Raw genomic sequence first — 23014 nt, 5'->3', positions numbered from 1 at the left:
ATTTGTAAGTGGCATCGAGCATTACGTAATTCTTAAATTTGCTTTTCAGGCCGGGTAATACCATATTTTCGCATTTTTTCAACCAGTGTGGTGCGGCGCATGTTTAAATAACTGGCGGCGTGCGCAACTATCCAGTCTGATTCTTCGAGTGCCTGAGAAATTATGGCAAGCTCAGTTTTTACGAGATGTTCCCGTAAATCAATCCCCTGCCCATTCAACAACATGCTGCGTGCCGGCATTTCGAGAAGTGTTTCTCGCTCGTTGCGTGCCGGTGAGAGCGAGGGCGTGCGCAAACGCCTTGGCAAATCGTCTTCTGAAACAATGCCGTTTGGATGCAGGATGGACAGGCGCTCCACAAGATTCGCCAGTTCACGCACATTACCGGGCCAGTCATACTGACAAAGTACCGCAAGCGCAGACTGCATGAGTCGAACGCCAGGCTTTCCTTCCCCTTCGAGGCGTGAAACCAGTTCGTTAAAGAGCAGTACGATATCTTCTCGACGCTCGCGAAGCGGCGGCATTTCGATGGGAAACACATTCAGGCGATAAAATAAATCTTCACGAAACTTACCTTCCTCTATTGCTGCTTCCAGGTTACGGTGTGTTGCAGCAATAACACGTACGTTAACGTCTACGCTTCGGTTGCTGCCAACACGCTCAAAACAGCGCTCCTGCAGCACACGCAAAAGCTTAACCTGCATGTTAAGCGGCATGTCACCGATTTCATCAAGAAAAAGCGTTCCTCCGTTGGCCAGCTCAAAACGGCCCTGACGGGCGGTTATAGCCCCGGTAAATGCACCCTTCTCATGGCCAAACAGTTCGCTTTCAAGCAGTTCTGCAGGTATGGCACCGCAGTTAATGGGAATAAAAGGTTTACCAGCCCGATAGGAAAACGCATGAATATTGCGCGCGACGACTTCTTTTCCCGTACCAGACTCTCCGAGAATCAAGACACTGGCCTCTGTGTCAGCCACCTGCGCAATAAGACGCCGCACGAGACGAATCGCTTCACTGTTACCAACAAGGCTTCGAAACAAAGGGGTTTTTTTCAGAGGGCTTTCGCTGGCACCAAGGACTTCCCTTGCGACTTCACACTTATGCAGCGCTTCAAGCATTTGTGAGTAACTGAGTGGAAAGCGAAGGCTCGCCAGCACATTTTTTACAGCTGCCTGCTGTACATCAACGGGTGAGTCTATGAGAAGAATGGGCTTTTCGGGATACAAACCTGCGAGTTCGTCCAGAAGGTCAAAGGTTTCTGCACCATCAGGAGGCGCACCCAGCACAACAAGTTCGGTCTTCTGTACCATCCTGTCTCGGCATTTTCTGCGCGACATTGTTTGCGCAGATTCTCCTACAAATTCCAGAATTGTCAGCAGTTTGCCGGCACGGGGCTCATCATCATCGAGGATGACAATGCGTGTTCCTTCGCCCATTACTCAAAATCCCTTTTACGCATTAACCAATTAAAGTATCGGTCATCTGACACCTGCCTGTCAAACAAATGACGCCAAACGCTCCGCACAAAGACAACCTTCATCGCGCACAGGCAATATGCAGAAATCCCCTGCAGTCATTGCCAAAGCAGAGTTCATCCGTACCTAGCGCTTTCGTAGCAGGGACATGTTCCTGCACTTTGTAACTCTTTGCTTCAAGATAGCCCATCCGGCGACAGAACGAATGCGCAGCCCTCTTTCCACATCCCTTATCACCATCGTAGCACCAGGAAATGCGGTAATTACTGTGGCGCGGGTAGACAAAGTCGCGCAGCCGGTAGTGCCATGAAGCAGGCGGTGTGTGGCTCAGTTTTTCAACACAATCAATCAGCATAAAGCCATTGCAACGCCATCCCTTACAGTGCGCCGGAGTTCCGATATAGTGGGTCATGCCGAGATTGGGCGCCTTAACCATCTGATCGGCCCGCGCGTATCCCATGGCGCGGCAATAGGCATTCGCGATGGGCATGCCGCATTTTTTGCCATCCAGTGAACAATAATCAAGTCGCTTACCGTGATAGGTCGGGTGCCAGAAACTGCGAAACGCATTTTGTTTCGCGCCGTTATCGGCGCTGGCGGTCAAAGTCAGGAGACTCAAAAACGCCATTCCTCCAATCAGACGAAAAAAGCCCATGTCCATTGCCTCATGCTGAATTCTCTCGATAGTAGCATACTCAATAGCGCATGCGTACCCGCTCATTACCCAAAAGACCTGTAAGGTGTTGCAGAAGCGTATCAGTGGGCAGTACATGCCACTCAACTCCGAGCGTCAGGCGCGCACGCGCAACACCATTATCATAGTCAAGCTGCACCGGACACTTTCCAGACCACGCGCTCAAAAGCGCTTTAACCGCTGTAAGCTTTTCTGCGTCTTTTATGCCCAGCGACAGCGTAAGGCTGCGGCCAAAATGGCATCGCGCTTCCTCGCTGGTGTATAGTTTTGATGCCGTCATTTTGACACCACCACTAAAGTCATCCCGCGACAGCTCCCCTTCCGCCACCACTACCGTACCGCTTGTTAAGCTTCGCTCATGCGCCTCAAAGTTTTCCTGAAACACCACTACATCAATCCTGGTCTGCCCATCTTCAAGACCGATAATGGCCAGTTTTTTTCCGCGTTTGGTCAGTACACGGCGAATACCGGTAACAAGGCCAAACACCGTGGCTTTTTTGCGTGACAGCAAATCAGGAGCTGATACCGCGGTCGCAAAAGCTTTAAACTCTTGCCGAAACGCGTCCACCGGATGCCCGCTCAAATAGCGACCGAGTGTTTCTTTCTCACCATCAAGCCGCTGATTGAGTGTCCATGGAGCCGCTGTGACATAATCCTCATGCACCGGGTGCTCTTCCATCATCGCAAACAAAGACCCCTGCCCGCTGGCATCGGCCTGGTGTGTTTTTTCCGCGAGGCGAAGCGCTTTATCGATAGAGACAAAAAGGCTGCCGCGCTCTACTCCCCAGACATCCATGGCGCCACTTTTAACAAGCACTTCCAGCACACGCCGGTTTAGCCTGCGAATATCCTGACGCTCGCAAAAGGCGAACAGCCCGCCAAAAGCACCCTCACGTGCGCGGTTCTCCATGAGGTTAGCCACCACGGCTTCACCAACCCCGCGAATTCCGCCAAGGCCGTAGCGCAGTACCTTTTCGCCGGTAACGGTAAAAATAAAATCAGAATGTTCCACGCAGGGAGGCAGGACTTTTAATCCCATGTGTTCACATTCATCGATGAAATGCACGACCTTTTCTGTATTGTCCATATCCGCGGTTAATACCGCTGCCATGAATGCGCCGGGATAATGTGCTTTGAGCCACGCGGTTTGATAAGCTACCAGTGCATAGGCGGCTGAGTGCGATTTGTTAAAGCCATAGCCTGCAAACTTTTCCATAAGGTCGAAAATTGAGGCGGCAAGCTCCGCATCCACACCACGTGCTACCGCACCATCAGTAAAAATGGCACGCTGCTGCGCCATTTCTTCAGGCTTTTTCTTACCCATCGCCCGACGCAGCAGGTCGGCGGCTCCAAGCGTATAATTTGCGAGCACCTGAGCAATCTGCATCACCTGTTCCTGATAGAGAATGACTCCATAAGTTGGTTTCAGAATAGGCTCAAGATCAGGATGCGGATAGGCAACAGCGGCACGTCCGTGTTTTCGGTCGATAAAGTCATCCACCATCCCTGATTGCAGCGGGCCCGGGCGAAAGAGTGCCACGAGTGCGACGATGTCCTCAAAACAGTCCGGCTGCAAACGGTGCACGAGTTCTTTCATGCCGCGGGATTCCAGCTGGAATACAGCGGTGGTCTGGCAGGCTTTCAAGAGCGCGAAGGTTTCGGGGTCATCCATCGGAATGGCGCTGATATCAACCGGAGGAAGCCCTGCTTTTGCACGCTCTTTGTTAACTGTTTTCAATGCCCAGTCGATAATAGTCAGGGTTTTCAGGCCAAGGAAGTCAAATTTAACAAGGCCTACGGCTTCAACATCGTCCTTGTCAAACTGGCTGACAATCTGTGTGGAACCTTCTTCACAGTAAATGGGAGTAAAATCAGTGAGTGCCGAAGGAGCAATGACCACGCCTCCGGCATGTTTGCCGGCATTTCGGGTAATGCCCTCAAGGGTGAGTGCGAGGTCTATCAGCTCGCGTACCTCGTCTTCATTTTCGTAGCGCTCCCGCAGTTGATCTTCCTGCTCCATGGCTTTGTTGAGCGTCATGCCGATTTCAAACGGGACAAGCTTTGCGAGTGCATCGACAAAACCATAAGGGTGCCCAAGCACCCGCCCCACATCGCGAAGCACCGCTTTCGCCGCCATGGTACCAAAAGTGATGATCTGCGATACGCTTTGTCGACCATAACGTGCAGCAACATACTCAATCACCCTGTCACGCCCCTGCATGCAGAAATCGATGTCAAAATCTGGCATCGATACCCGTTCCGGGTTCAGAAAACGTTCAAAAAGCAGGTCATACTGCAGGGGATCGAGATCGGTAATGGCGAGCGCATACGCCACAAGTGAACCGGCTCCTGAACCACGCCCAGGCCCCACGGGAACGCCATTTTCACGTGCCCATCGGATAAAATCAGCGACAATAAGAAAATAACCTGCGAAACCCATGGCATTGATAACGGAAAGCTCAAGTGCCAGTCGCTCGTCATACGGAGAGCGCCTCTCAGCTGCTGCATCACCAAAAAGTCGAGTTAAGCGCTCTTCAAGACCGCTTTTTGATAATGTTATCAAATACTCTTCCGTTGTACCTCCGTCCGGTATGGGAAACTGTGGCAGATAAGACTTTCCAAGATGCAGCATCACGGTACAGCGTTTGCTGATTTCAACGGTATTGGTCAGTGCTTCGGGGATATCGGCGAAAAGCTCTGCCATCTCCTCAGGGGTTCGCAGATATTGCTTCTCGGTATAAAGGCGTGGACGAGACGGGTTTGAGAGGGTTTCGCCGGCGTGTATGCACACACGCGCCTCGTGTGCCCAGAATTCGCTTTCCTTCAGGTAGCAGACATCGTTTGTCGCAACAATTGGCAGAGAGAGGTTTTCAGCGAGCCTCAGCACTTCTTTGTTATAGAGCGCTTCATCATCCCGGCCAACACGTTGTATTTCCAGATAAAAGCGCCCGGGAAACGTTTCAGACCATCCTGTAGCAAGGCGCTCGGCACGGGCTCTGTCACCGCTAAGGAGTGCCTGACCAATATCACCACGCACACCGCCTGATAACGCTATCAACCCCTCCGAGGCTTCACGAATCCACGCATAATCCACGCGCGGCTCCCCCTGTAGCTGCCCCTCCTGCCAGGCGCGTGAGACAAGGCGTGTTAAGTTTTTGTAACCGGTTTCGTTTTGACACAGCAAAAGCATTGAGCTTGTCTGTCGAGGATTAGCGGCATCCATGCAGGGCAAATCACTGCCAAAAATCGGCTTTATGCCGTAAGAAGTCGCCGCCTTAAAGACTTTAACCGCCGCAAAGAGGTTACAAAAATCGGTGACAGCAACGGCACGCATGCCACTTTTTTGCACGGAATCCATGAGAGTATCCACGCGCACAAGACCATCCTTAAGCGAATATTCAGTGTGCAATCGCAGGTGGACGAACTGTTGCGGCATGAAGTAACCCGTGTAATCGACTGGTAAGCCCCATAGTGTGGAGCCTCAGAAAAATTTTGACAAGGGTGTGCGCCACGAATATCACTTTAGGGCATTGCCCTGGGCAGAAGAGTTTCTGGGGTCAAGCGTGTCGCGCACGGCATCGGCAAACAGATTACAGGCAAGCACCAGCGCAAACATCATGATAAAAGCCGCGAACATCGGCCACCACACCACCGGTTCACGCGAAAGCTCAAGGCGGGCACTGTTAATCATGTTGCCCCAGCTGATGGTCATTGGCGATACGCCCACGCCCACATAGGACAACACCGCTTCCGCAAGTACGAGAAAACTGAAGTCGAGTACAAGGGTGATAAGTACAATGTGCAACACATTCGGCAGAAGGTGACGGCGCATGATGGTTAACGATGAACTGCCAAGCGCGCGCGCAGCCAGCACATAATCCATCTCACGCAACTTAAGCGTTTCTGCCCGCAACAGACGGCAAAGACCGGTCCAGCTCGTCATCCCGAGAATAAGACAAAGCGCGAGCAGTCTTGCGTCCGCACTGTCGGCCAGTGTCGGAAATTGCTCTGGATGATTGGTAATCCACGTCTGCAGCGAGAGAACAGACGCTGAAATCAGCAGCACCCCGGGGATTGAACTTAACGTTGTGTAGACATATTGAATTGCATCATCGACAACCCCGCCAAAGAAGCCTGCCGCCGCTCCAAGAAAAAGCGCGAGTGGCAGCATAAAAAGGGTCGTCAGAAGGCCTATGGCAAGTCCCGTGCGGATGCTTTTCACACTCTGATAAAAAATATCTTCCCCCACCTTGCCGGTACCGAGCACGTGCAACACTCGCGACAACGTGTATGTTGCCACCACAACTGCAACCAGGCAGGCAATCGTAAGGATGGCCGCACGCATTCCAGGAGTTGGCACAAACGAGCGCGCCGGACTACGACGAGGCCCTAAGGCACTGGTCAAAAACCAGAGTATCCCGGATACGAGCAAGCCTGCACTGGCGCCAAAACCTGCAGCACGCCACACAACGCGCTCAACATCGGCAGGCGTTTCGAGGAATGCAGGCGGGAATTGTAAGCGTGGCTTCACCTGCTGCGCCCGCCCATCAACCACAATAACTTCTGGCGTGAACAGCGTCAATGCGAGCGGTGATGAATACGTTTTTTCAGAGTATTGTCCCACGGGATAAAAAAGCCTGTCGAGAACCGTTGCTGTCTGACTTGAGGGCGTGGCTTTTCCCGGGAGCCTTGCCGGAATGGAATCGAGGACGCCGATGAGCATAAAGGCAAAGACGACAACGGCCGCACTTGCGGCGATGGGTTTTTGAAAAAGACGTCTGCAGACTTCACGCGCCGGTGCTTTACGCAGGCTGTATCCAAACCACAGAAGACCCAGTGCCATGACCGTGAGCAGACACCAGTCAGTTAACAAAAAATGATGGCTCATGTCAGTCTCACACGCGGGTCAACGAGGGTATATGATATATCCGTGAGGATAAGTCCCACGAGATAAAGCACTGAGCCAAGAAACACCATGGCGCGAACAATGGCAAAATCCTGCTGTTGAATAGCATCTATCATGTAACTGCCAAGGCCTGGTACCCCAAAAAAAGACTCGAGCACAAGGCTTCCCATAAACAGTGAGGGGATAAGGACAACCACACCGGTAAGAATCGGCAACATCGCGTTTTTTAAAACATGCCCAAACAATACTGCCTGCTCCGACAAGCCCTTTGCCCGTGCCGTACGCGCATAATCTTTTGCGATTTCCTCAAGAAAGAGCGTACGATACCAGCGCGCCCCTGCCCCAAGCCCGCCAAGAACCGCCACCAGTACCGGCATCAAGAGAAAGCGCACACTGTCAAGGCCGGATTCATACCCGGAAATGGGCGCAAGCCGCAGTATTTTCCCAAAAAGATATTGTCCGCCAATAATGTAAAAAAGTGCGGAAATCGACATCAGGATAATACAGATTACGACACCGGAAATATCTACCCAAGTCGTGCGAAAAAATGCCATACACATGGCAAGTACAATATCCGCAAACATGCTGAGAAAAAGCACGGGGAGCGCTATGGCAAGACTTGGCCACATGCGGTGAGAGATGTCAAAGCTGATATCACGACCGCCATCAGACATTCCAAAATCAAAGGTGAAAAGGCGCATGGATTTCTGGTAAAAAAGCGTTTCTGTTACCCTCGAGACTCCCTCTGCCTCAGGGTTATAAAAAAGCGGTAAATGATACCCGTGTTCTTCCTTCCACTGCGTGATTAACGCCCCTGTGACATGCTTTTGCCCAAGCTGCATGCGCGCCATGTCATCTGGTGAATTCACCATAAAAAACAGCGCAAAGGTAATGAGATTAATGCCAAAAAGAACCGGCAGAGCGTACAAAACACGGCGAAACAGATAGTGCCCCATTTATGGTCTCCTGCGTGCGGTTGCGCGCTCGCGTTTGTAATACGCAAAAACAAGCGGCACGAGTAAAAGTCCAAGCACAATAAGCATGAAAAAAAGTGAAAACAGTCGCGGTGTATTCCAGCGTTCGCGCAGGACTTCCCGTTTTTTAGCATCCACCGCCAGATACTTCAGTGTATTCTGCGCAATGGGATTGGGTTTCATTGGTGAAACCCAGGGCTGTGCGAGTGAAAAGGCCTGGGTATTTATCCCCCACACCCATGGAGCATCGCGGCGCACGATTTCAACAAGCGCATCTACCATTTTTGCACGTACGGCATCATTTTCGCGGTTTTTCATTGCATCAAAAAGTGTGTTAAACGCTGGATTATCATAGTTTGCGGCATTTTCGCCGCCATGTTTTACCTTACCATTGGGTCCATAGAGCATAAAGAGAAAATTTTCAGGATCTGGATAATCGGCATACCATCCCCAACTAAAAATCTGTGCATTGCCTGCGCGCATTTTTTCCTGAAAACGATTATACAGCGTGCCCCTGATATTAAGATCAATACCAATACGCGCAAACTGCTTACGCATCCAGTCAAGCTGCGCCTTATCATCAGGACTGCCTGTTACCGGAACGTCATAGTGAAGGATTAAGGGCTTCCCGGTATGTGGGTCAATCCCGTCTGGGTAGCCTGCTGTCTTCATGAGCGCGTGTGCACGTGCGAGTGGAAGCCGCGAGCGTTTGCCGTCTTTAAAGGCATACACATAGGGATTAGTGCCTTCTCTGCCGTCTTTATAACCGAATATACCAGGCGGCAGAGGACCCTGTGCCGGTACTCCCCGTCCGTTAAAGAAAATTGCAATGTTCTCTTCCCATGATATCGCAATGGAAATGGCCTGCCGCAAGGCGCGCGCGCGCTCACTGTTCCCTCCAACTACAGGGTCAAGCATGTTAAAGCCCAGGTAATAAATCGCAACTTCATCGCTCTGATTTAAGCGAATGCCCTTATCACGCAATGCTTTTGTCGGGCGCGCAACGCCATTTGGCAAGATTTGAACCGCATTGGCAAAGCTGTCAGCACTGATGCCGGAAAGGTCATAATAGCCCTGCAAAAATTTATTCCAGCGTGGCAGGGATTCCTTTTCAAGCGCATAGACTGCCTTGTCAATCAGTGGCAGGCGCTTGCCGGCATTTTGCAGATACCCCATTTTTCGGTCTTCTTCCGTTCCGTTAACCGGAAAACGTTCTTCGCGAAAATTTGGATTTTTTTCAAGAACCATCTGGCGATTCGGGTTGTTTTCCACCAGCATGAACGGCCCGGTTCCAACAGGATACCATCCAAGTACAAGGTTTTTATCATCCATGCCAGGCTGCGCGCTGAAGTGCTCAGCTTCCCAGGGCAATGGAGAAAAAAAAGGCATGGCAAGCCAGTACATAAACTGCGGATAATCGCCATGAATCATGATTTCAAAGGTGTAATCATCCACTCGCTTTACCCCGGCAAGCGGAATGTCGCGCAAATCAGTCCATCCTTTTGCCGCCTCTACATTGGGAAACGCCTTCTTATAATCGGCAAAGCCAACGATATAGGCACTCATCAATCCATAAATGGATGAATTCACCCATGGACTCGCGAGACGCTTGATATTGTAAATGTAATCATCGGCCACAAGCTCGCGCGTTCCGGTATAGCGAAAATCAGCAAGCCGATTAATGTCATGGTCCTCGAGCCATTGCACACTGATGTGGTGATAACGGAGTTTTCCTGATTTATCGCGTGCAAATGCCGGATGCGGCTGATAAAAAATACCAGGCTTAATGCGAATGGTATACACGCTGAAAGCGGCATGCGCTTTCGTGGAAGGCTTAAGTCTGGCGTCAAGATAGCGCACCTTCGGCATTTCCTTAGCCGTCAGTGGCACCAGTGTCAGTGGGCGCGCCAGATAATCATACTGCAGAGGCGGCTCATAAATCTGCGTAAGAAACTGGTATTCGGTGCTGGAATAGGATTTAGCCGGATCGAGCGTTTTAGGCTGTTCAGAAAAGGACGAATAATAAATATTTTTCCCGCGCTCCTCATCCGGCCATGGATTATTCAGCACAAACGGCGAGGCATTCAGGAGAGCTGACCAGAGCAGCAGAAGGAGTATCCCTCGACTCATGCGCTGTCCCCATTCAGCATGGCAAGAAACACCGCCTCATCAAGCACCTGCACACCAAGTGCCAGTGCTTTTTCAAGTTTAGAACCTGCTTCAGAACCGGCTACAACAAAATCTGTTTTAGCCGAAACGCTGCCCGATACTTTGGCGCCACAGGCCAGCAGACGCGCCTTGGCATCTTCACGCCCCATGGCGTTCAGCGTGCCGGTTAAAACCACCGTTTTGCCGCTGAAGGCGTGATTTTCAACCGGTGCATTAATGACAGGCGGCGGCCAGTGTACACCGGCATCAAGCAGTTTACGGATAACGTTTTGATTATGCGCTTCAGCGAAAAAATGCAGCACGTGTTCAGCACCTGCCGGACCAATATCGGGAATGCGCATCAGGTCTTCCTCAGTCGCGCAGGAAAGTGCGTCAACATCCGCAAAATGCGTTGCAAGCAGGCGCGCACTGGATTCTCCGATTTCGCGTATACCAAGGGCATAGAGAAAGCGGGAAAAGGTCGTTTTTCGGCTGTCGGCAATCGATTTAAGCAGTTTTTTTGCAGATTTTTCCGCCATGCGCGGCAACGATTCCAGGTTTTCCTGTGTCAACCCGTACAAATCAGCAACATCCTTCAGCAAACCGCTGCTGATTAGGTGCTCGATTACGACACTGCCAAGGCCATCAATCGCCATGGCCTTACGGGATGCGAAATGCCAGACACTGCGCGCAAGCTGCGCCGGGCAAAAAAGTCCGCCGCTGCAGCGTGCGACTGCCTCACCCGGAATATGCTCCACTTCCGAGCCGCAGACTGGACACACAGACGGCAGCGTAACCGCACGCGCGTCAGGTGGTCGACGTTCATGTATCACCGCTACTACTTCAGGGATAACATCACCTGCTCTTCGAATAATGACGGTGTCATAGATACGGATATCCTTGCGTGTAATTTCGTCCATATTATGCAGCGTTGCATTGCTGACCGTTACTCCGCCAACGCTGACAGGTTCAAGGCGTGCGACCGGGGTCAGTGCACCGGTTCGACCAACCTGGAAATCAACGCCCAAAAGGCGCGTGCTTTCCTCTGTGGCTGGAAATTTGTGTGCACAGGCAAAACGCGGCGCACGCGCAACAAATCCCATTTCCCGTTGCAGGCGCGCGCTGTCAAGCTTATAAACAACCCCATCGATATCAAACGGCAGACTATCGCGTGAGGCGAGCATCGCGTCATAGTATGCCGTGCATCCCTCAAGCCCTCTTGCCGGCTTAATGAGCGATGAAACAGGAAACCCCCAGTCTTTTAAAAGGGCGAGCTGCTGCAGGTGGCTGTTTGGCAGCACAAAACCCTCGCAGGCACCAACACCATAGCAATAGAGGGAAAGCGGACGCTTTGCGGTAATCGCGGGATTGAGCTGACGCAGACTGCCAGCAGCTGCATTGCGTGGATTAGCAAAGGTTTTCTCACCCGCCACGGTTGCCGCTGCATTAAAGGCATTAAAACCGTTAAGTGGCATAAAAACTTCACCCCGCACTTCGATATAAGCTGGTGGAGTCGTGGTTAAAAGACGCAGTGGAATGGCAGGAATGGTACGAATATTCGCTGTAACATCTTCCCCCTCCTGACCGTCTCCACGGGTTGCAGCATGGGTCAGGAGGCCTTCTTCATAGACCAGATTGACCGCAAGACCGTCAAGCTTGGGCTCGCAGGCGAAAGCAAGTTCGGTATCGGGGGTCTCCAGCTGCTCTGAAAGACGGCGCATGAACGCCCGCAGCTCCTCCTCGGTAAACACATTTGAAAGCGAGAGCATCGGCACGCGGTGCCTGAAGGTTTCAAAGCCATCCGCCGCCCGACCGCTCACCCGCTGAGTCGGAGAGTCAGGCGTTATCCACTCAGGATGGCTACGCTCAAGCGCTTCCAGCGCGCGATAATCACGGTCATACTCGGCATCCGGCACCAGGGGATTATCGAGAACATAGTAGTGATAATCAAAGCGGCGCAGGCGCTCGCGCAGTGCTTCGAGTGTGGCGGGCGTGATGTCGGTGTTCATGCGGCGGTCTTCCCCAGGGGTCTTGAAAGAGAGCATACCTTATTGTTGTTACAGAAAAAACCTTCATTTCATGGCGGCTGCGCTTGCCGCTAAAACCGGAATATGCTATACATCGCGCCACCCACTATAAGAGGCAGAATAAATGGACTTTCTACGTGTTACAGCCTGTGTCTGTACCCTGCTTGTATCCACTCTCAGTTACAGTAATACGCTCCCGCAAGGAAACGAAGGTATCGTCCTTGTGCATGGCACGAAAGATCACCGCGAAGACGCAGAAGGCGATTACTGGAAATACGAATTCATTGACGCCCTGAGCGCGCCACTGCCGACGCCCGAGAACCGACTGGTGGTGCACTGCGATTTTACTCCCTATATGTGGGATGAAGCAGCGGCCGGCTGTATGGTCAATCAAATGCTTGATTTTGCGAGAGACCGGCATATTACCTCTTATACGGTTTACACCCATTCAGACGGCGGTAATGTCATGCGCTGGGTGCTGTCAAATCCAGCCTATGACCCACGCTATATTGAAGTTCTTCCCCTTATTCGAGAAGTTATTGCGCTTGCTCCATCAAGTGGCGGTACCATTCTGGCAGACCAGGCGGTGGATGGTAACTTTTTTGAAGAAGGGCTGGGCTGGTTGCTTGGGTACCAGACTAACTCTGTCAAACAGCAGCGCGTTGGTGACATGGCGGTCTATAATGATGAGCTTCTTTACGGCTCACCTGAGCGTCCTAATCTGGTAAAACCGTTTCGTGTGGTCGTGGGCACGGATGTAACCGCCTCACCTTTTAACAGTGCAAGTTACTGCAATGGCTACTGGCTTAATACGGCACTGAAGGTCACGCGCCTTTATCTCGATGATTGTGCAGATGGCTTTCTTGACTGCAGTTCACAGGCCGAGGCCGGGGAATTGTGGTTTTATGACTGGCAAAAAACCGTTGATGGCATTCAGCTCAGCCACAACCAGAGTCGCCACAGCTGCTTTGGACTTGAAGATATCTTAAATAACGACCGCATGTCGGCCGCGACAGGGAGTCTCCGATGAAAACATTACTCATGGCTTCGCTTTCGGTCTATGCCATCAGCAACGCCTTTGCCGCGGGTCTCCCGCAACCGCCTGTAATCGCCTACGATTGTGACAGCTGCGAAAAACTCTCGCGCGTTCCACTTTCATACAGCTGGGCGGCGGATACACAATCACTGGCGTTGAAAAAGGCGTTAAAACCGCGCCCGTCCAAATCGCTTCAACGCGTCATGACTCTGGCCGAGCTTCGCCGTGGAATTAACGTCCATACGCATGCGGATGGCGCCATTGTGCGTGTGAGCGTGCAAAAGTCCAGAGGTAATGCAGCCCTTGCCTCTTTGCGCATCCTTACCCCTGATGGCGTAGAGCATGCGCCCTCAGAAGTTGCCGAAGTACATACGCCAGGTGCCGGACTGGCCGGTGCCGATGAACACGCGCTTCCAACGGTGATGGTACTGAATAAAAATGCCGGTCACGGCAAGTTTGTGCTGAAAAGCACCGATACAGCTATTGATGAAACAACGCCTGTTTTTGTGCATGTTTACGACCGCTATTCCGACATCAGCCTTGAAGTCAGTACCGAAAAAGAACATTACTATTTCGGCGAAGAACTGGTGGTTAAAGTGCGCATGGATGAAGAAGATGACGCGCTCCCCATTGACTACATGACGCTCACACTGCGAAGCCCCGAGGGCGAGACCTGGCCCTTGAGCTTTTATGAAGTTGATGAAGGACTTTATGAAGCCCGCATGCCGCTGCCAGAAGCGCGCAATTCCCACGGTGAAAACTGGTATGTTGAAGTGTTTGCTGAAAGCTGGCTCGAGGAAGACACCATTTCCCTGAGCACGCATATCGCTTTTTCCTGCTCCATTCAATCGGGTGCGGTGCGCAGCATTCGCCAGACTGGCAGCACGCCTGAGTTTCTTGAATCAGAAGTGGAAGTCGCCACCGCCAGCCGTTATGGCCTGCAGGCGGTTCTGTATGGTACAGGAGCCGATGGCAGAAAACTTCCGGTTAGCATTCATCAAACCGCGCAATGGCTTGAGCCTGGTAAACATACCTTAAAGCTCCAGATGAATATCCCCGCAGACAGCAACGCAGGCGCGCCATGGTCTGTCGGTTATCTGCAACTGACTGATTACGGCCAGTATAAGCCCGTCTACCGTTTTGACGAGCTGCTGCCACTGACTGAGGAACACGCGTGAGAGAATACCTGCAGACGCTCACCCTGCCTGATGTGCTGATAGCTTTTGTTCTGATGCAGCTGCTGCTCGGAGCCTGGATTGCGCGTTCGGTACGTGGGCGTCAGCAGGACGCTTCTGAGGAGTCGGGACGCATCCAGGAAGCATTGACCGATCGTCTCCACCAGACTGCCCTCACTCTGCATCAGGCGTTTCAGAGTGGTCAGCAGGATGTCCAGGAAAAGCTCGTACAGGGACATCTTGAAACCCACAAGCTGGTCACAGAAACGCTGCAGCGCCAGATGGCTGACATGCGCGAACAAATGCACCAGAGTTTTAAGATGCATGCCAGTGGCCTGACCTCGCATGTACAGACGCTGAACGAAGAGGTGCGTAATCAGCTGCATGCCCTTACACAACAGGTCAATCACAAGCTGGCCGAAGGGTTTGAAAAAACCTCGAGCACTTTCACCGATGTAGTGCGCCGCCTGACCATTATCGATGAGGCACAGAAAAAAATCTCCGAGCTGTCGAGCCACGTGGTCAGCCTGCAGGATATACTCGTGGATAAACGCTCACGCGGCGCCTTTGGAGAAGTACAGCTCGCAAGTCTTGTCACAAACATGATTCCCGCCGGGCATTATGAAATGCAATACACGCTCAGTAACCAAAAGCGTGCCGATTGCGTACTGTTTTTACCCGAGCCTACCGGAATGGTAGTGATTGACGCGAAGTTTCCGCTTGAAACCTACCAAAAGCTCATCGATACACCGCCAACCAGTATTGAGCGCAAGGCTTTGCAACAGCAGTTTCGTGTAGATTTGCAAAAGCATATCCGCGACATTGCCGAGAAGTATATTATTCAGAATGAAACCAGTGACGGGGCAATGCTCTTTATTCCAGCCGAAGTCATTTTCGCTGAAATTCACGCCAATTATCCTGAAATCGTGACCCTTTCGCAGCGTGAACGTGTCTGGCTCGTGTCCCCCACCACTCTGATGGCGGTACTAACCACGGCAAAAGCGGTGCTGAAGGACGATGCCACGCGTAAGCAAATTCATATTATTCAGCAACATCTGGTAGCGCTTGCCGACGATTTTCAGCGTTTTGAAAAGCGGATGGAAAAACTCACCAAACACATCGACATGGCACAACAGGATGCGACAGAAGTAAACACCTCTGCGCGTAAAATTACTCAGCGTTTTCAAAAAATTGAGTCTGTAGAACTTGATAAGAAAGAACTGCTGTTAACTGAATAACCCCCCTCCCACTGACGGGAGAGGGGCAATCAATGCTGCGGATTTAGTTGCTGAATGTCATTTCACGGGTCGGTTGCTTTTCAATCAACTCGCCCAGAATCACTTCAAATTTAGCAGCGGCTTCTTCTTTGTTATAGTTTTTGATAAAAAAGCCCTTTTGCGGCAATCTGTCCTCTGCAATTCCCTCATTACGAAGAAGTGCATTAACTTCAGTCACGAGAAACGTCCCAAAAGAATGCGGCGAATGGCTCGCAGTTCTGATTTTACTGACAAGCAAGCCTATTGCTAAAGCATCCGTACCTGAATCACGTACAAAATTCCTGCCGAATTCATTAGCGCTCTGCAGGCCTGATTCGCCATGTGCCAGAGCACTGAGACGCCCGAATGAAGGACCGGCACCCTGGTTCAACTCCGTATTTGACTGCTTTTCATCATACTCGGCACCATGGTATCGCAAGTACTTCTCCACAGCCTGCGAAACAGCTCCACTGATACGAACATGAAGCGGCAATATTTCTACCGCAACTGTCTGGACAGGAGAAACATCAGCCGAAGGTGGAGTAGACGGTGGGCTTGGAAATCTAAAAAATGTTGCCGGTTGCGATGCGGCTGGACGCGGGAGTGGTTGAGGGGCAGGAGCAGCGGACGGTGGAACCTGAGTCGCTTTTGGAGCTGGCATTGGCACCATCAACGGAATCTGACTAAAACGACCCATATCTAATTTTCCAACATTGCCCTGTTCACGTTTAGCAGAGCCACCTTGAGCTGAACTCAGAGCATCCAGCTTCTCTTGTATTCCTCGTTCTACGGGTCTTGCCACCGCAAAAATGCGCTCTCTTTCACTTTGCGGGAGTGCATCCATACGCGCCTGACGCCTTTCGCGAATTTTTATCATCCATTCAGGCTCAGACGATGAGGAAGAAGAAGAGGCAGACGAAGAAGATGATGATGTAACGGTTTCCGCCTGTAAGGCTGCTGATTCTTGCGTTGCGACCATCAGCTGCAGACCCTCAGCCGCGTCCGCTCCGCCCGCTTCCACCAGGAGTGTGAGCCAGTCCGGATATACTTCTGCAAAAAACTGAGTCAGCGCAAAGGCAATCCTTGCTTCACTGTTAAGGAGGATTTGTGCTTCGTGATAAAAACGCGCAACAATTTCGGCATCCGTTGCGCTCTCATCAAGTGAAGTCAGATTAAAAACGTATTGCAGTTCGTTCCACATGGTACGCAAGTCGCTCATGGTAACTCCGGTAGATAAAAAATCAAACGAAGCAATATTATGACAATGGAAACTTAACGGAGGCTTAGCGGATTTTTTTAAACAGGGATCGCGGTATACAATGAGAACCAATGCCGGGCTTCGCCGTGCTCAGCCCAGCCTACCGCACAATGGTAAATAATTAGCACAATGCCGTAGCCTGCGCTGATAAGCGCGGGATGGATGCGCGAAAAAGCATCCGGCCTTTGGGGATACCCGATGCCGGGCTTCGCGTCAATCAACCCAGCCTACCGTAAGTCGTTGTTTTATATATAAAATGCCTTAGCCTGCGCTGATAAGCGCGGGATAGGATGCGCGAAAAAGCATCCGGCCTTTGGGGATACCCGAAGCAAGGCTTCGCGTCAATCAACCCAGCCTACCGTAAGTCGTTGTTTTATATATAAAATGCCGTAGCCTGCGCTGATAAGCGCGGGATAGGATGCGCGAAAAAAACATCCGGCCTTTGGGGATACCCGATGCCGGGCTTCGCTGCGCTCAACCCAGCCTACCATAAGTCGTTGTTTTATATATAAAATGCCGTAGCCTGCGCTGATAAGCGCGGGATAGGATGCGCGAAAAAGCATCCTGCCTTTGGGGATACCCGATGCAAGGCTTCGCGTCAATCAACCCAGCCTACAAAAAAACCTATTTAATACAATGCCTTATTTAAAAATTGGCTGATACGCATAGACTTCCGACGCAGCACCCACGCGGCTAATATGCCATAAAGCGGCACAATCGCCACAAGACTCATGGCAATTTTAAACCCCATATCGACCAGCGCAATTTCAGGCCAGTGCTCCGCCATAAAATGATTACTGCTCGCGTAAAAGGCGAGCGCAAAAAAGAGAAACGTATCGAGTGCACTGCTCAGGGTGGTTGATACCATGGGCGCCCACCACCAGGCGCGCATCTTCTTAAAGCGCGAGAATACAAGAATGTCGGACAACTGCCCGAAAACATAAGCCACAAAGCAGGCAATGGCAATCCGAAGCGGCTCCAACTTCAGTGTTGATAATACCTGCCACACCCATTCAGGCGCTGAAAGCATAATCGCCGCCAGATACGACACCAAAAGCCCTGGCACCATCGCCTGAAAAACTGTCTGACGCGCGTATTTGACGCCCTGTATGCGCGTGGATAAATCTGTTAAAAGGAAAATAAAGGGGTAGGTAAAAGCGCCCCAGGTCGTGTGCAGACCAAAAATAACAAACGGATACTGCACCAGTACATTGCTTGCAGCAATCAGAAAAATATGAGCGCTCACCGTCCACAAGGACCGTGAGCGCTTTTTTTTGACTTCCAACACCGACTTAACCGCGCATTAAAAGCTGGTTCATGCGCTTCACAAAGTCTGCAGGATTATCCAGTGTACCGCCCTCGGCAAGCACTGACTGATCAAAGAGCAGGTTCACCCACTCTTCAAACAGGGTATCGTCTGAAATGTCATGCAAACGCTCGATTAAACGATGTTCGGGATTAATCTCGAATACCGGTTTAACACCCGGAAGTGCCTGACCTGCAGCCTGTAAAATGCGCTGCATTTCAAGACCCATGCCATGCTCTGGCGCTACAACACACGCCGGTGAATCTGTCAGGCGATGCGTAATGCGCACGTCTTCGGCACGCCCTTCAAGCACGCGCTTCATGTGTTCAAGCATCGGTGCAAGATTCTTTTCCTGTTCTTCATGGTCTTTTGAAGACTCCGTATCTTCCATATCGAGCTTGCCCTTGCTGACCGACTGCAAAGACTTGCCTTCAAATTCAGATAGATAACCCACGAGCCACTCATCGACGCGGTCAGACAACAACAGCACCTCAATACCCTTTTTACGGAAAAACTCAAGGTGCGGGCTGTTTTTTGCAGCGTTGTAACTGGAGGCTGTGATGTAATAAATCTTATCCTGACCCTCTTTCATGCGCTCAACATACGTTTTAAGTGACACCGTCTGCGCCTCTCCCTCAGAAGCGGTTGTTGCAAAGCGCAGAAGTTTTGCGATGCCTTCTTTATTGGCGAAGTCCTCAATCGGGCCTTCCTTAAGAACTGCACCAAACTCCTTCCAGAATTTCTGGTACTTTTCAGGCTCATTATCCGCAAGCCTCTCGAGCAGGGATAAAATGCGTTTGGTGCAAGCTGCGCGAATACTGTCAACCTGTTTATTATCCTGCAGAATTTCACGGGATACGTTAAGCGGCAAATCACCGGCATCCACAATACCTTTTACAAAACGCAGGTAGCGCGGCAGAAACTGCGCGGCATCGTCCATAATGAAAACTCGCTTGACATACAGTTTCAGTCCGTGACGGGTCTCCTGCTGCCAAAGGTCAAAAGGTGCGTGGCTCGGAATATACAAAAGACTGATATATTCCTGCTTGCCCTCTACATGATTATGCGCCCAGCAAAGTGCATCCTGATAATCATGGGAAATGTGTTTATAGAGTGTCTGGTACTCTTCATCGGTAATATCGGCTTTTTGCAGTGTCCAGAGAGCGGTAGCCTTGTTAACGGTTTCAAGTTCTTCTGTAGCACCCTCTTCTTCCTCAGCCTGCTTTTTCATGGCGATGGGCCAGCAGATGTGGTCGGAGTATTTGGTGATAATGCCGCGAAGCTTCCAGTCGCTTAAGAATTCCTCAGCTTCAGGCTTTAAGTGAAGGGTAATTTCGGTACCGCGTTCCGCGCGTTTTTCTTCCTCAATGGTAAATTCGCCCTGCCCGTTGGAGGACCAGACAATGCCCGTTTCAGGAGCCGCACCCGCTCGTCGGCTTTTCACTGTCACTTTCTCTGCTACGATAAATGCTGAATAAAAGCCCACACCGAACTGGCCAATAAGCTGTGAATCTTTTGCGCTTTCGCCGGTGAGGTTCCCAAGAAATTCTTTAGTACCAGACTTTGCGATAGTACCGAGATTTTGTACCGCTTCATCCCAGTTCATACCAATGCCGTTATCGGTAATAGTGATGGTTTTTTTCTTTTCATCACAGGCGACAACGATGCGAAGATTGGAATCGTTCTCGTATAGCCCGGCATCCGTTAGAGCCAGAAAACGCAGCTTATCAAGAGCATCGGAGGCATTGGATACGAGCTCACGCAGAAAAATCTCACGGTTACTGTAGAGGGAGTGGATAACGAGATCCAGCATACGACTGACTTCAGTCTGAAACCCCATGGTTTGTTGTTTAGTGCTCATCGTAACAGGTTCTCCATGAATAACGTGTTACGGCATATGGGGGGGACTTATCTGAATTTCAAGGGGCAAACATCTATCCCCTCGAAATTCATAAAAAAACCTTACAAGCTGTAATAAAGCTCAAACTCGTAAGGATGCACCAGCATGCGAAACGCATCGATTTCCTTTGTGCGCGCCTCTATAAGGCTGTGCAGGAACTCGCGGGAAAATACATCCCCCTGCAGCAGAAATTCGCAATCCTTTTCAAGATATTCGAGCGACTGTTCAAGCGAGCTGCACACAGTTGGCACATCAGACAGCTCTTCCGGCGGCAGGTCGTACAAATCCTTATCCATTGGGTCGCCCGGGTGAATACGCTTTTGAATGCCGTCAATGCCTGCCATCATCATCGCTGAAAACGCAAGATACGGGTTTGCCATCGGATCAGGAAAACGGACTTCAATGCGCCGCCCTTTGGGGTTGCTGCAATGCGGGATGCGAATAGCCGCTGAGCGGTTACGTGCAGAATAAGCAAGCAAGACCGGGGCCTCAAAACCTGGCACCAGACGCTTGTAACTGTTGATTGCGGGGTTTGTCAGGGCATTGAGCGCACGGGCATGACGAATAATACCGCCAATGTAGTAAAGTGCAGTGTCAGACAGCCCCGCGTATTTATCACCGGCAAAAATATTAACCCCATCTTTCTGCAGTGACTGGTGGCAATGCATGCCATTACCGTTATCACCCACCAGTGGCTTCGGCATGAACGTCGCCGTTTTGCCGTAATTGTGCGCAACATTCTGCACAATGTATTTCAACCACTGCATTTCATCCGCCTTGCAAACGGGCGTGCCGTAACTGGTTGCAACTTCACACTGGTTGGCAGTCGCTACTTCATGATGATGCGCTTCAACCTTGATGCCAACGGACTCAAGAGCAAGACAGATGGCGGAACGAATGTCCTGAGACGAATCAACGGGTGGTACCGGGAAATAGCCTCCCTTCACATTAGGACGGTGGCCAATATTTCCGCCCGCAATTTCCTGGCCTGAACGCCAGTACCCTTCTTCCGAATCCAGACGATAAAATGCTTCGTTCATGCCGGTTTTCCAGCGAACGTCATCAAACATGAAAAACTCTGGCTCCGGTCCAAAAAAGGCGCGGTCAGCGATGCCGGTAGATAACAGCCATGCTTCCGCGGCTTTTGCAATGGAGCGTGGGCAACGGCTGTACCCCATGCCAGTCTGAGGGTCCAGAATATCGCAACAAAGGGAGACGGTGGTATCTTCGTAAAAAGGGTCAAGGTGCAGGGTAGAAACATCAGGTTTCATGGCAAGATCGGATTGATGGATTTTTTGCCAGCCTTCGATGGAAGAACCATCAAACATTTTACCTTCTTTGAGAAACTCTTCGTCAATCACCGATGCCGGAACGGTAATATGCTGCCATTTTCCACGCGGATCGGTAAATCGCAAATCCACAAACTTCGCGTTTTTATCACGAATGGCGCTGAGTACTTCACTGGATCCCATCATGCTCTCCTGAATAATTTCTGCTCATCCAATACCGCGGTCGCACAGTTACCGCCAGAACCAGCAACAGTCTACCCCACAGTGTATTTTCCTGCCATGGTCTAGCGTTAATTTTCATCGCCCTGTGGATGAAAATCGATTACCATGAAACACCGAAGCCTATTTTTTGCAGGATACATCACGCATGGGTGCCTACCAGTTTGTCGCGCTCAATAAAACCGGGAAGTCCCAAAAAGGCGTCGTGGAAGCAGATTCCGAACGACAGGCGCGACAGCTCCTTCGCGACCGGGGGCTTTTTCCAACAAGTGTGAGCACCTTAAAGGCCGAGAGTCCCCGCAATACCCGCGGAAAATTAAAGCCGGAAGCCCTTTCCCTCTTTACGCGACAGCTCGCCACCCTGCTGGGTGCCGGAATTCCTGTGGAAGAAGCACTGCGCGGTGTCAGTGAACAGACAGAAAAAGACCGCGTTCGCGAGCTTATTATCGGGGTGCGAGCGAAAGTCCTTGAGGGCTATGCGCTGGCTCAGGCGATGTCGGAATTTCCGCAGGCCTTTCCCGAACTCTATCGCGCTACCGTTGCTGCCGGTGAACAGACAGGAAGGCTCGATGTCGTGCTGGAAAAACTCGCTGACTACACAGAGAATCAACAGCAGACGCGCCAAAAAATTCAGCAGGCGCTGATTTATCCCATTCTCATGATTATCGTGTCAACAGGTATCATCAGTTTTCTGCTGTCATTCGTTGTTCCCAAAATCATTGAGGTCTTTACGAGTACCGGACAAACCTTGCCGGAAATGACAATGGTACTCATCAGTATCAGCAATGGAATAAAAAGCTATGGCTTACCTCTGCTTATAGCCTTCGTGCTGCTGCTCGCGGGTTTTAAAAAAAGCCTTGGCAACCCCAAAATCAGACTCACATGGGACAGGATACTGCTGAAACTGCCGATTGTGTCGTGGCTCGTACGTACTGTTAACATTGCCCGCTACATTCACACCTTTTCCATTCTTTTTGCCGCGGGCGTCAGTGTGCTTGAAACCATGCGCGTTGCGGCAAGCCTTGTTACCAATATGGCCATGCGTAATGCTTTTATCGAGGCCAGTGTGCGTGTTCGTGAGGGGAGCAGTATCAGTGATGCCCTGAAACTGACGGGATTTCTGAATCCGATGGAACTGCATTTGATTGCCAGTGGTGAGAAAAGCGGTCAAATCGCGGCAATGATGGACAAAGCCGGCGCACACCTTGATAATGAAGTCAAACGGCTGGTGGATACCGCACTGACCCTGCTCGAACCACTGGTTATCCTTTTTATGGGAGCCGTAGTATTATTCATCGTTCTTGCTACCCTGTTGCCCATTTTTTCGATGGAGCAACTGGTGGGTTAGCTCAAC

At 51.1% G+C, this 23014-nt stretch carries 15 protein-coding genes; 4 read left to right on the top strand and 11 right to left on the bottom strand.

From position 1 onward, the window contains the following. Nucleotides 1-32: 32 nt before the first annotated feature. The 7 genes from E4T54_RS00360 to ligA all read right to left on the bottom strand — a co-directional run bounded on the left by E4T54_RS00360 (nt 33) and on the right by ligA (nt 12203). Nucleotides 33-1433, bottom strand: coding sequence for a sigma-54 dependent transcriptional regulator (locus E4T54_RS00360; protein WP_028387202.1), 1401 nt, complete (start codon nt 1431-1433; stop codon nt 33-35). 100 nt (nt 1434-1533) lie between these two features. Continuing rightward, nucleotides 1534-2127, bottom strand: a complete 594-nt coding sequence (locus tag E4T54_RS00355; RefSeq protein ID WP_028387201.1) for a hypothetical protein — start codon at nt 2125-2127, stop codon at nt 1534-1536. 40 nt (nt 2128-2167) lie between these two features. Beyond that, a complete protein-coding gene (dnaE, locus tag E4T54_RS00350; RefSeq protein WP_028387200.1) occupies nt 2168-5602 on the bottom strand; it encodes a DNA polymerase III subunit alpha in 3435 nt (1144 codons plus the stop codon). 81 nt (nt 5603-5683) lie between these two features. Next, nucleotides 5684-7054 carry an ABC transporter permease gene (locus E4T54_RS00345; protein WP_058386996.1) on the bottom strand — a complete coding sequence of 457 codons (1371 nt, stop codon included), beginning with the start codon at nt 7052-7054 and terminating at the stop codon, nt 5684-5686. Then, the gene (locus tag E4T54_RS00340) at nt 7051-8028 is read right to left on the bottom strand and encodes an ABC transporter permease (protein ID WP_028387198.1); all 978 of its coding nucleotides are present in this window, start codon (nt 8026-8028) and stop codon (nt 7051-7053) included. Before E4T54_RS00340 ends, E4T54_RS00345 begins: the two co-directional genes overlap by 4 nt. Beyond that, nucleotides 8029-10176 carry an ABC transporter substrate-binding protein gene (locus E4T54_RS00335; RefSeq protein WP_035903656.1) on the bottom strand — a complete coding sequence of 716 codons (2148 nt, stop codon included), beginning with the start codon at nt 10174-10176 and terminating at the stop codon, nt 8029-8031. Next, nucleotides 10173-12203: an NAD-dependent DNA ligase LigA gene (gene ligA / locus E4T54_RS00330; RefSeq protein ID WP_028387196.1), complete on the bottom strand. Its 2031-nt coding sequence runs from the start codon at nt 12201-12203 to the stop codon at nt 10173-10175. Before ligA ends, E4T54_RS00335 begins: the two co-directional genes overlap by 4 nt. Nucleotides 12204-12345: 142 nt before the next feature. Here ligA and E4T54_RS00325 point away from each other — a divergent pair, with 142 nt between their 5' ends. From E4T54_RS00325 to E4T54_RS00315, 3 genes are read left to right on the top strand one after another with little or no spacing between them, the layout of a single operon-like run. Further along, nucleotides 12346-13251 carry a hypothetical protein gene (locus tag E4T54_RS00325; RefSeq protein ID WP_028387195.1) on the top strand — a complete coding sequence of 302 codons (906 nt, stop codon included), beginning with the start codon at nt 12346-12348 and terminating at the stop codon, nt 13249-13251. Next, nucleotides 13248-14435 (top strand): DUF4785 domain-containing protein, encoded by a 1188-nt coding sequence (locus tag E4T54_RS00320; RefSeq protein ID WP_051551031.1) that lies wholly within the window; start codon nt 13248-13250, stop codon nt 14433-14435. The genes E4T54_RS00325 and E4T54_RS00320 overlap by 4 nt, the downstream gene beginning before the upstream one ends. A 53-nt stretch (nt 14436-14488) precedes the next feature. After that, nucleotides 14489-15670 (top strand): DNA recombination protein RmuC, encoded by a 1182-nt coding sequence (locus tag E4T54_RS00315; protein WP_051551044.1) that lies wholly within the window; start codon nt 14489-14491, stop codon nt 15668-15670. Nucleotides 15671-15713: 43 nt separating this feature from the next. On the opposite strand, the gene E4T54_RS00310 is transcribed toward E4T54_RS00315, so the two are convergent. From E4T54_RS00310 to glnA, 4 genes are all read right to left on the bottom strand, one after another. Then, the gene (locus tag E4T54_RS00310; RefSeq protein ID WP_028387193.1) at nt 15714-16907 is read right to left on the bottom strand and encodes a hypothetical protein; all 1194 of its coding nucleotides are present in this window, start codon (nt 16905-16907) and stop codon (nt 15714-15716) included. Nucleotides 16908-17574: 667 nt separating this feature from the next. After that, the gene (locus E4T54_RS00305) at nt 17575-18192 is read right to left on the bottom strand and encodes a queuosine precursor transporter (RefSeq protein ID WP_238582767.1); all 618 of its coding nucleotides are present in this window, start codon (nt 18190-18192) and stop codon (nt 17575-17577) included. Between the two features lie 46 nt (nt 18193-18238). Beyond that, nucleotides 18239-20113, bottom strand: coding sequence for a molecular chaperone HtpG (htpG, locus tag E4T54_RS00300; RefSeq protein WP_028387191.1), 1875 nt, complete (start codon nt 20111-20113; stop codon nt 18239-18241). A gap of 101 nt (nt 20114-20214) precedes the next feature. Further along, nucleotides 20215-21627: a type I glutamate--ammonia ligase gene (glnA, locus tag E4T54_RS00295; RefSeq protein WP_425324512.1), complete on the bottom strand. Its 1413-nt coding sequence runs from the start codon at nt 21625-21627 to the stop codon at nt 20215-20217. Between the two features lie 181 nt (nt 21628-21808). On the opposite strand from glnA, the gene gspF reads away from it, so the two are divergent. After that, nucleotides 21809-23008 carry a type II secretion system inner membrane protein GspF gene (gspF, locus tag E4T54_RS00290; RefSeq protein WP_028387189.1) on the top strand — a complete coding sequence of 400 codons (1200 nt, stop codon included), beginning with the start codon at nt 21809-21811 and terminating at the stop codon, nt 23006-23008. Nucleotides 23009-23014 lie beyond the last annotated feature (6 nt).

Source organism: Legionella geestiana (genome assembly GCF_004571195.1).
Classification (GTDB): Bacteria; Pseudomonadota; Gammaproteobacteria; order Legionellales; family Legionellaceae; genus Legionella_B; species Legionella_B geestiana.
The sequence above is the reverse complement of the archived record's forward strand: the minus strand, read 5'-3'. Positions and strand labels throughout refer to the sequence as shown.

Coding starts and splice junctions, on each gene's coding strand:
- E4T54_RS00360 (WP_028387202.1), bottom strand. CDS start 1,433: ATGGGCGAAGGAACACGCATTGTCATCCTCGATGATGATGAGCCCCGT.
- E4T54_RS00355 (WP_028387201.1), bottom strand. CDS start 2,127: ATGGGCTTTTTTCGTCTGATTGGAGGAATGGCGTTTTTGAGTCTCCTG.
- dnaE (WP_028387200.1), bottom strand. CDS start 5,602: ATGCCGCAACAGTTCGTCCACCTGCGATTGCACACTGAATATTCGCTT.
- E4T54_RS00345 (WP_058386996.1), bottom strand. CDS start 7,054: ATGAGCCATCATTTTTTGTTAACTGACTGGTGTCTGCTCACGGTCATG.
- E4T54_RS00340 (WP_028387198.1), bottom strand. CDS start 8,028: ATGGGGCACTATCTGTTTCGCCGTGTTTTGTACGCTCTGCCGGTTCTT.
- E4T54_RS00335 (WP_035903656.1), bottom strand. CDS start 10,176: ATGAGTCGAGGGATACTCCTTCTGCTGCTCTGGTCAGCTCTCCTGAAT.
- ligA (WP_028387196.1), bottom strand. CDS start 12,203: ATGAACACCGACATCACGCCCGCCACACTCGAAGCACTGCGCGAGCGC.
- E4T54_RS00325 (WP_028387195.1), top strand. CDS start 12,346: ATGGACTTTCTACGTGTTACAGCCTGTGTCTGTACCCTGCTTGTATCC.
- E4T54_RS00320 (WP_051551031.1), top strand. CDS start 13,248: ATGAAAACATTACTCATGGCTTCGCTTTCGGTCTATGCCATCAGCAAC.
- E4T54_RS00315 (WP_051551044.1), top strand. CDS start 14,489: ATGCAGCTGCTGCTCGGAGCCTGGATTGCGCGTTCGGTACGTGGGCGT.
- E4T54_RS00310 (WP_028387193.1), bottom strand. CDS start 16,907: ATGAGCGACTTGCGTACCATGTGGAACGAACTGCAATACGTTTTTAAT.
- htpG (WP_028387191.1), bottom strand. CDS start 20,113: ATGAGCACTAAACAACAAACCATGGGGTTTCAGACTGAAGTCAGTCGT.
- glnA (WP_425324512.1), bottom strand. CDS start 21,627: ATGATGGGATCCAGTGAAGTACTCAGCGCCATTCGTGATAAAAACGCG.
- gspF (WP_028387189.1), top strand. CDS start 21,809: ATGGGTGCCTACCAGTTTGTCGCGCTCAATAAAACCGGGAAGTCCCAA.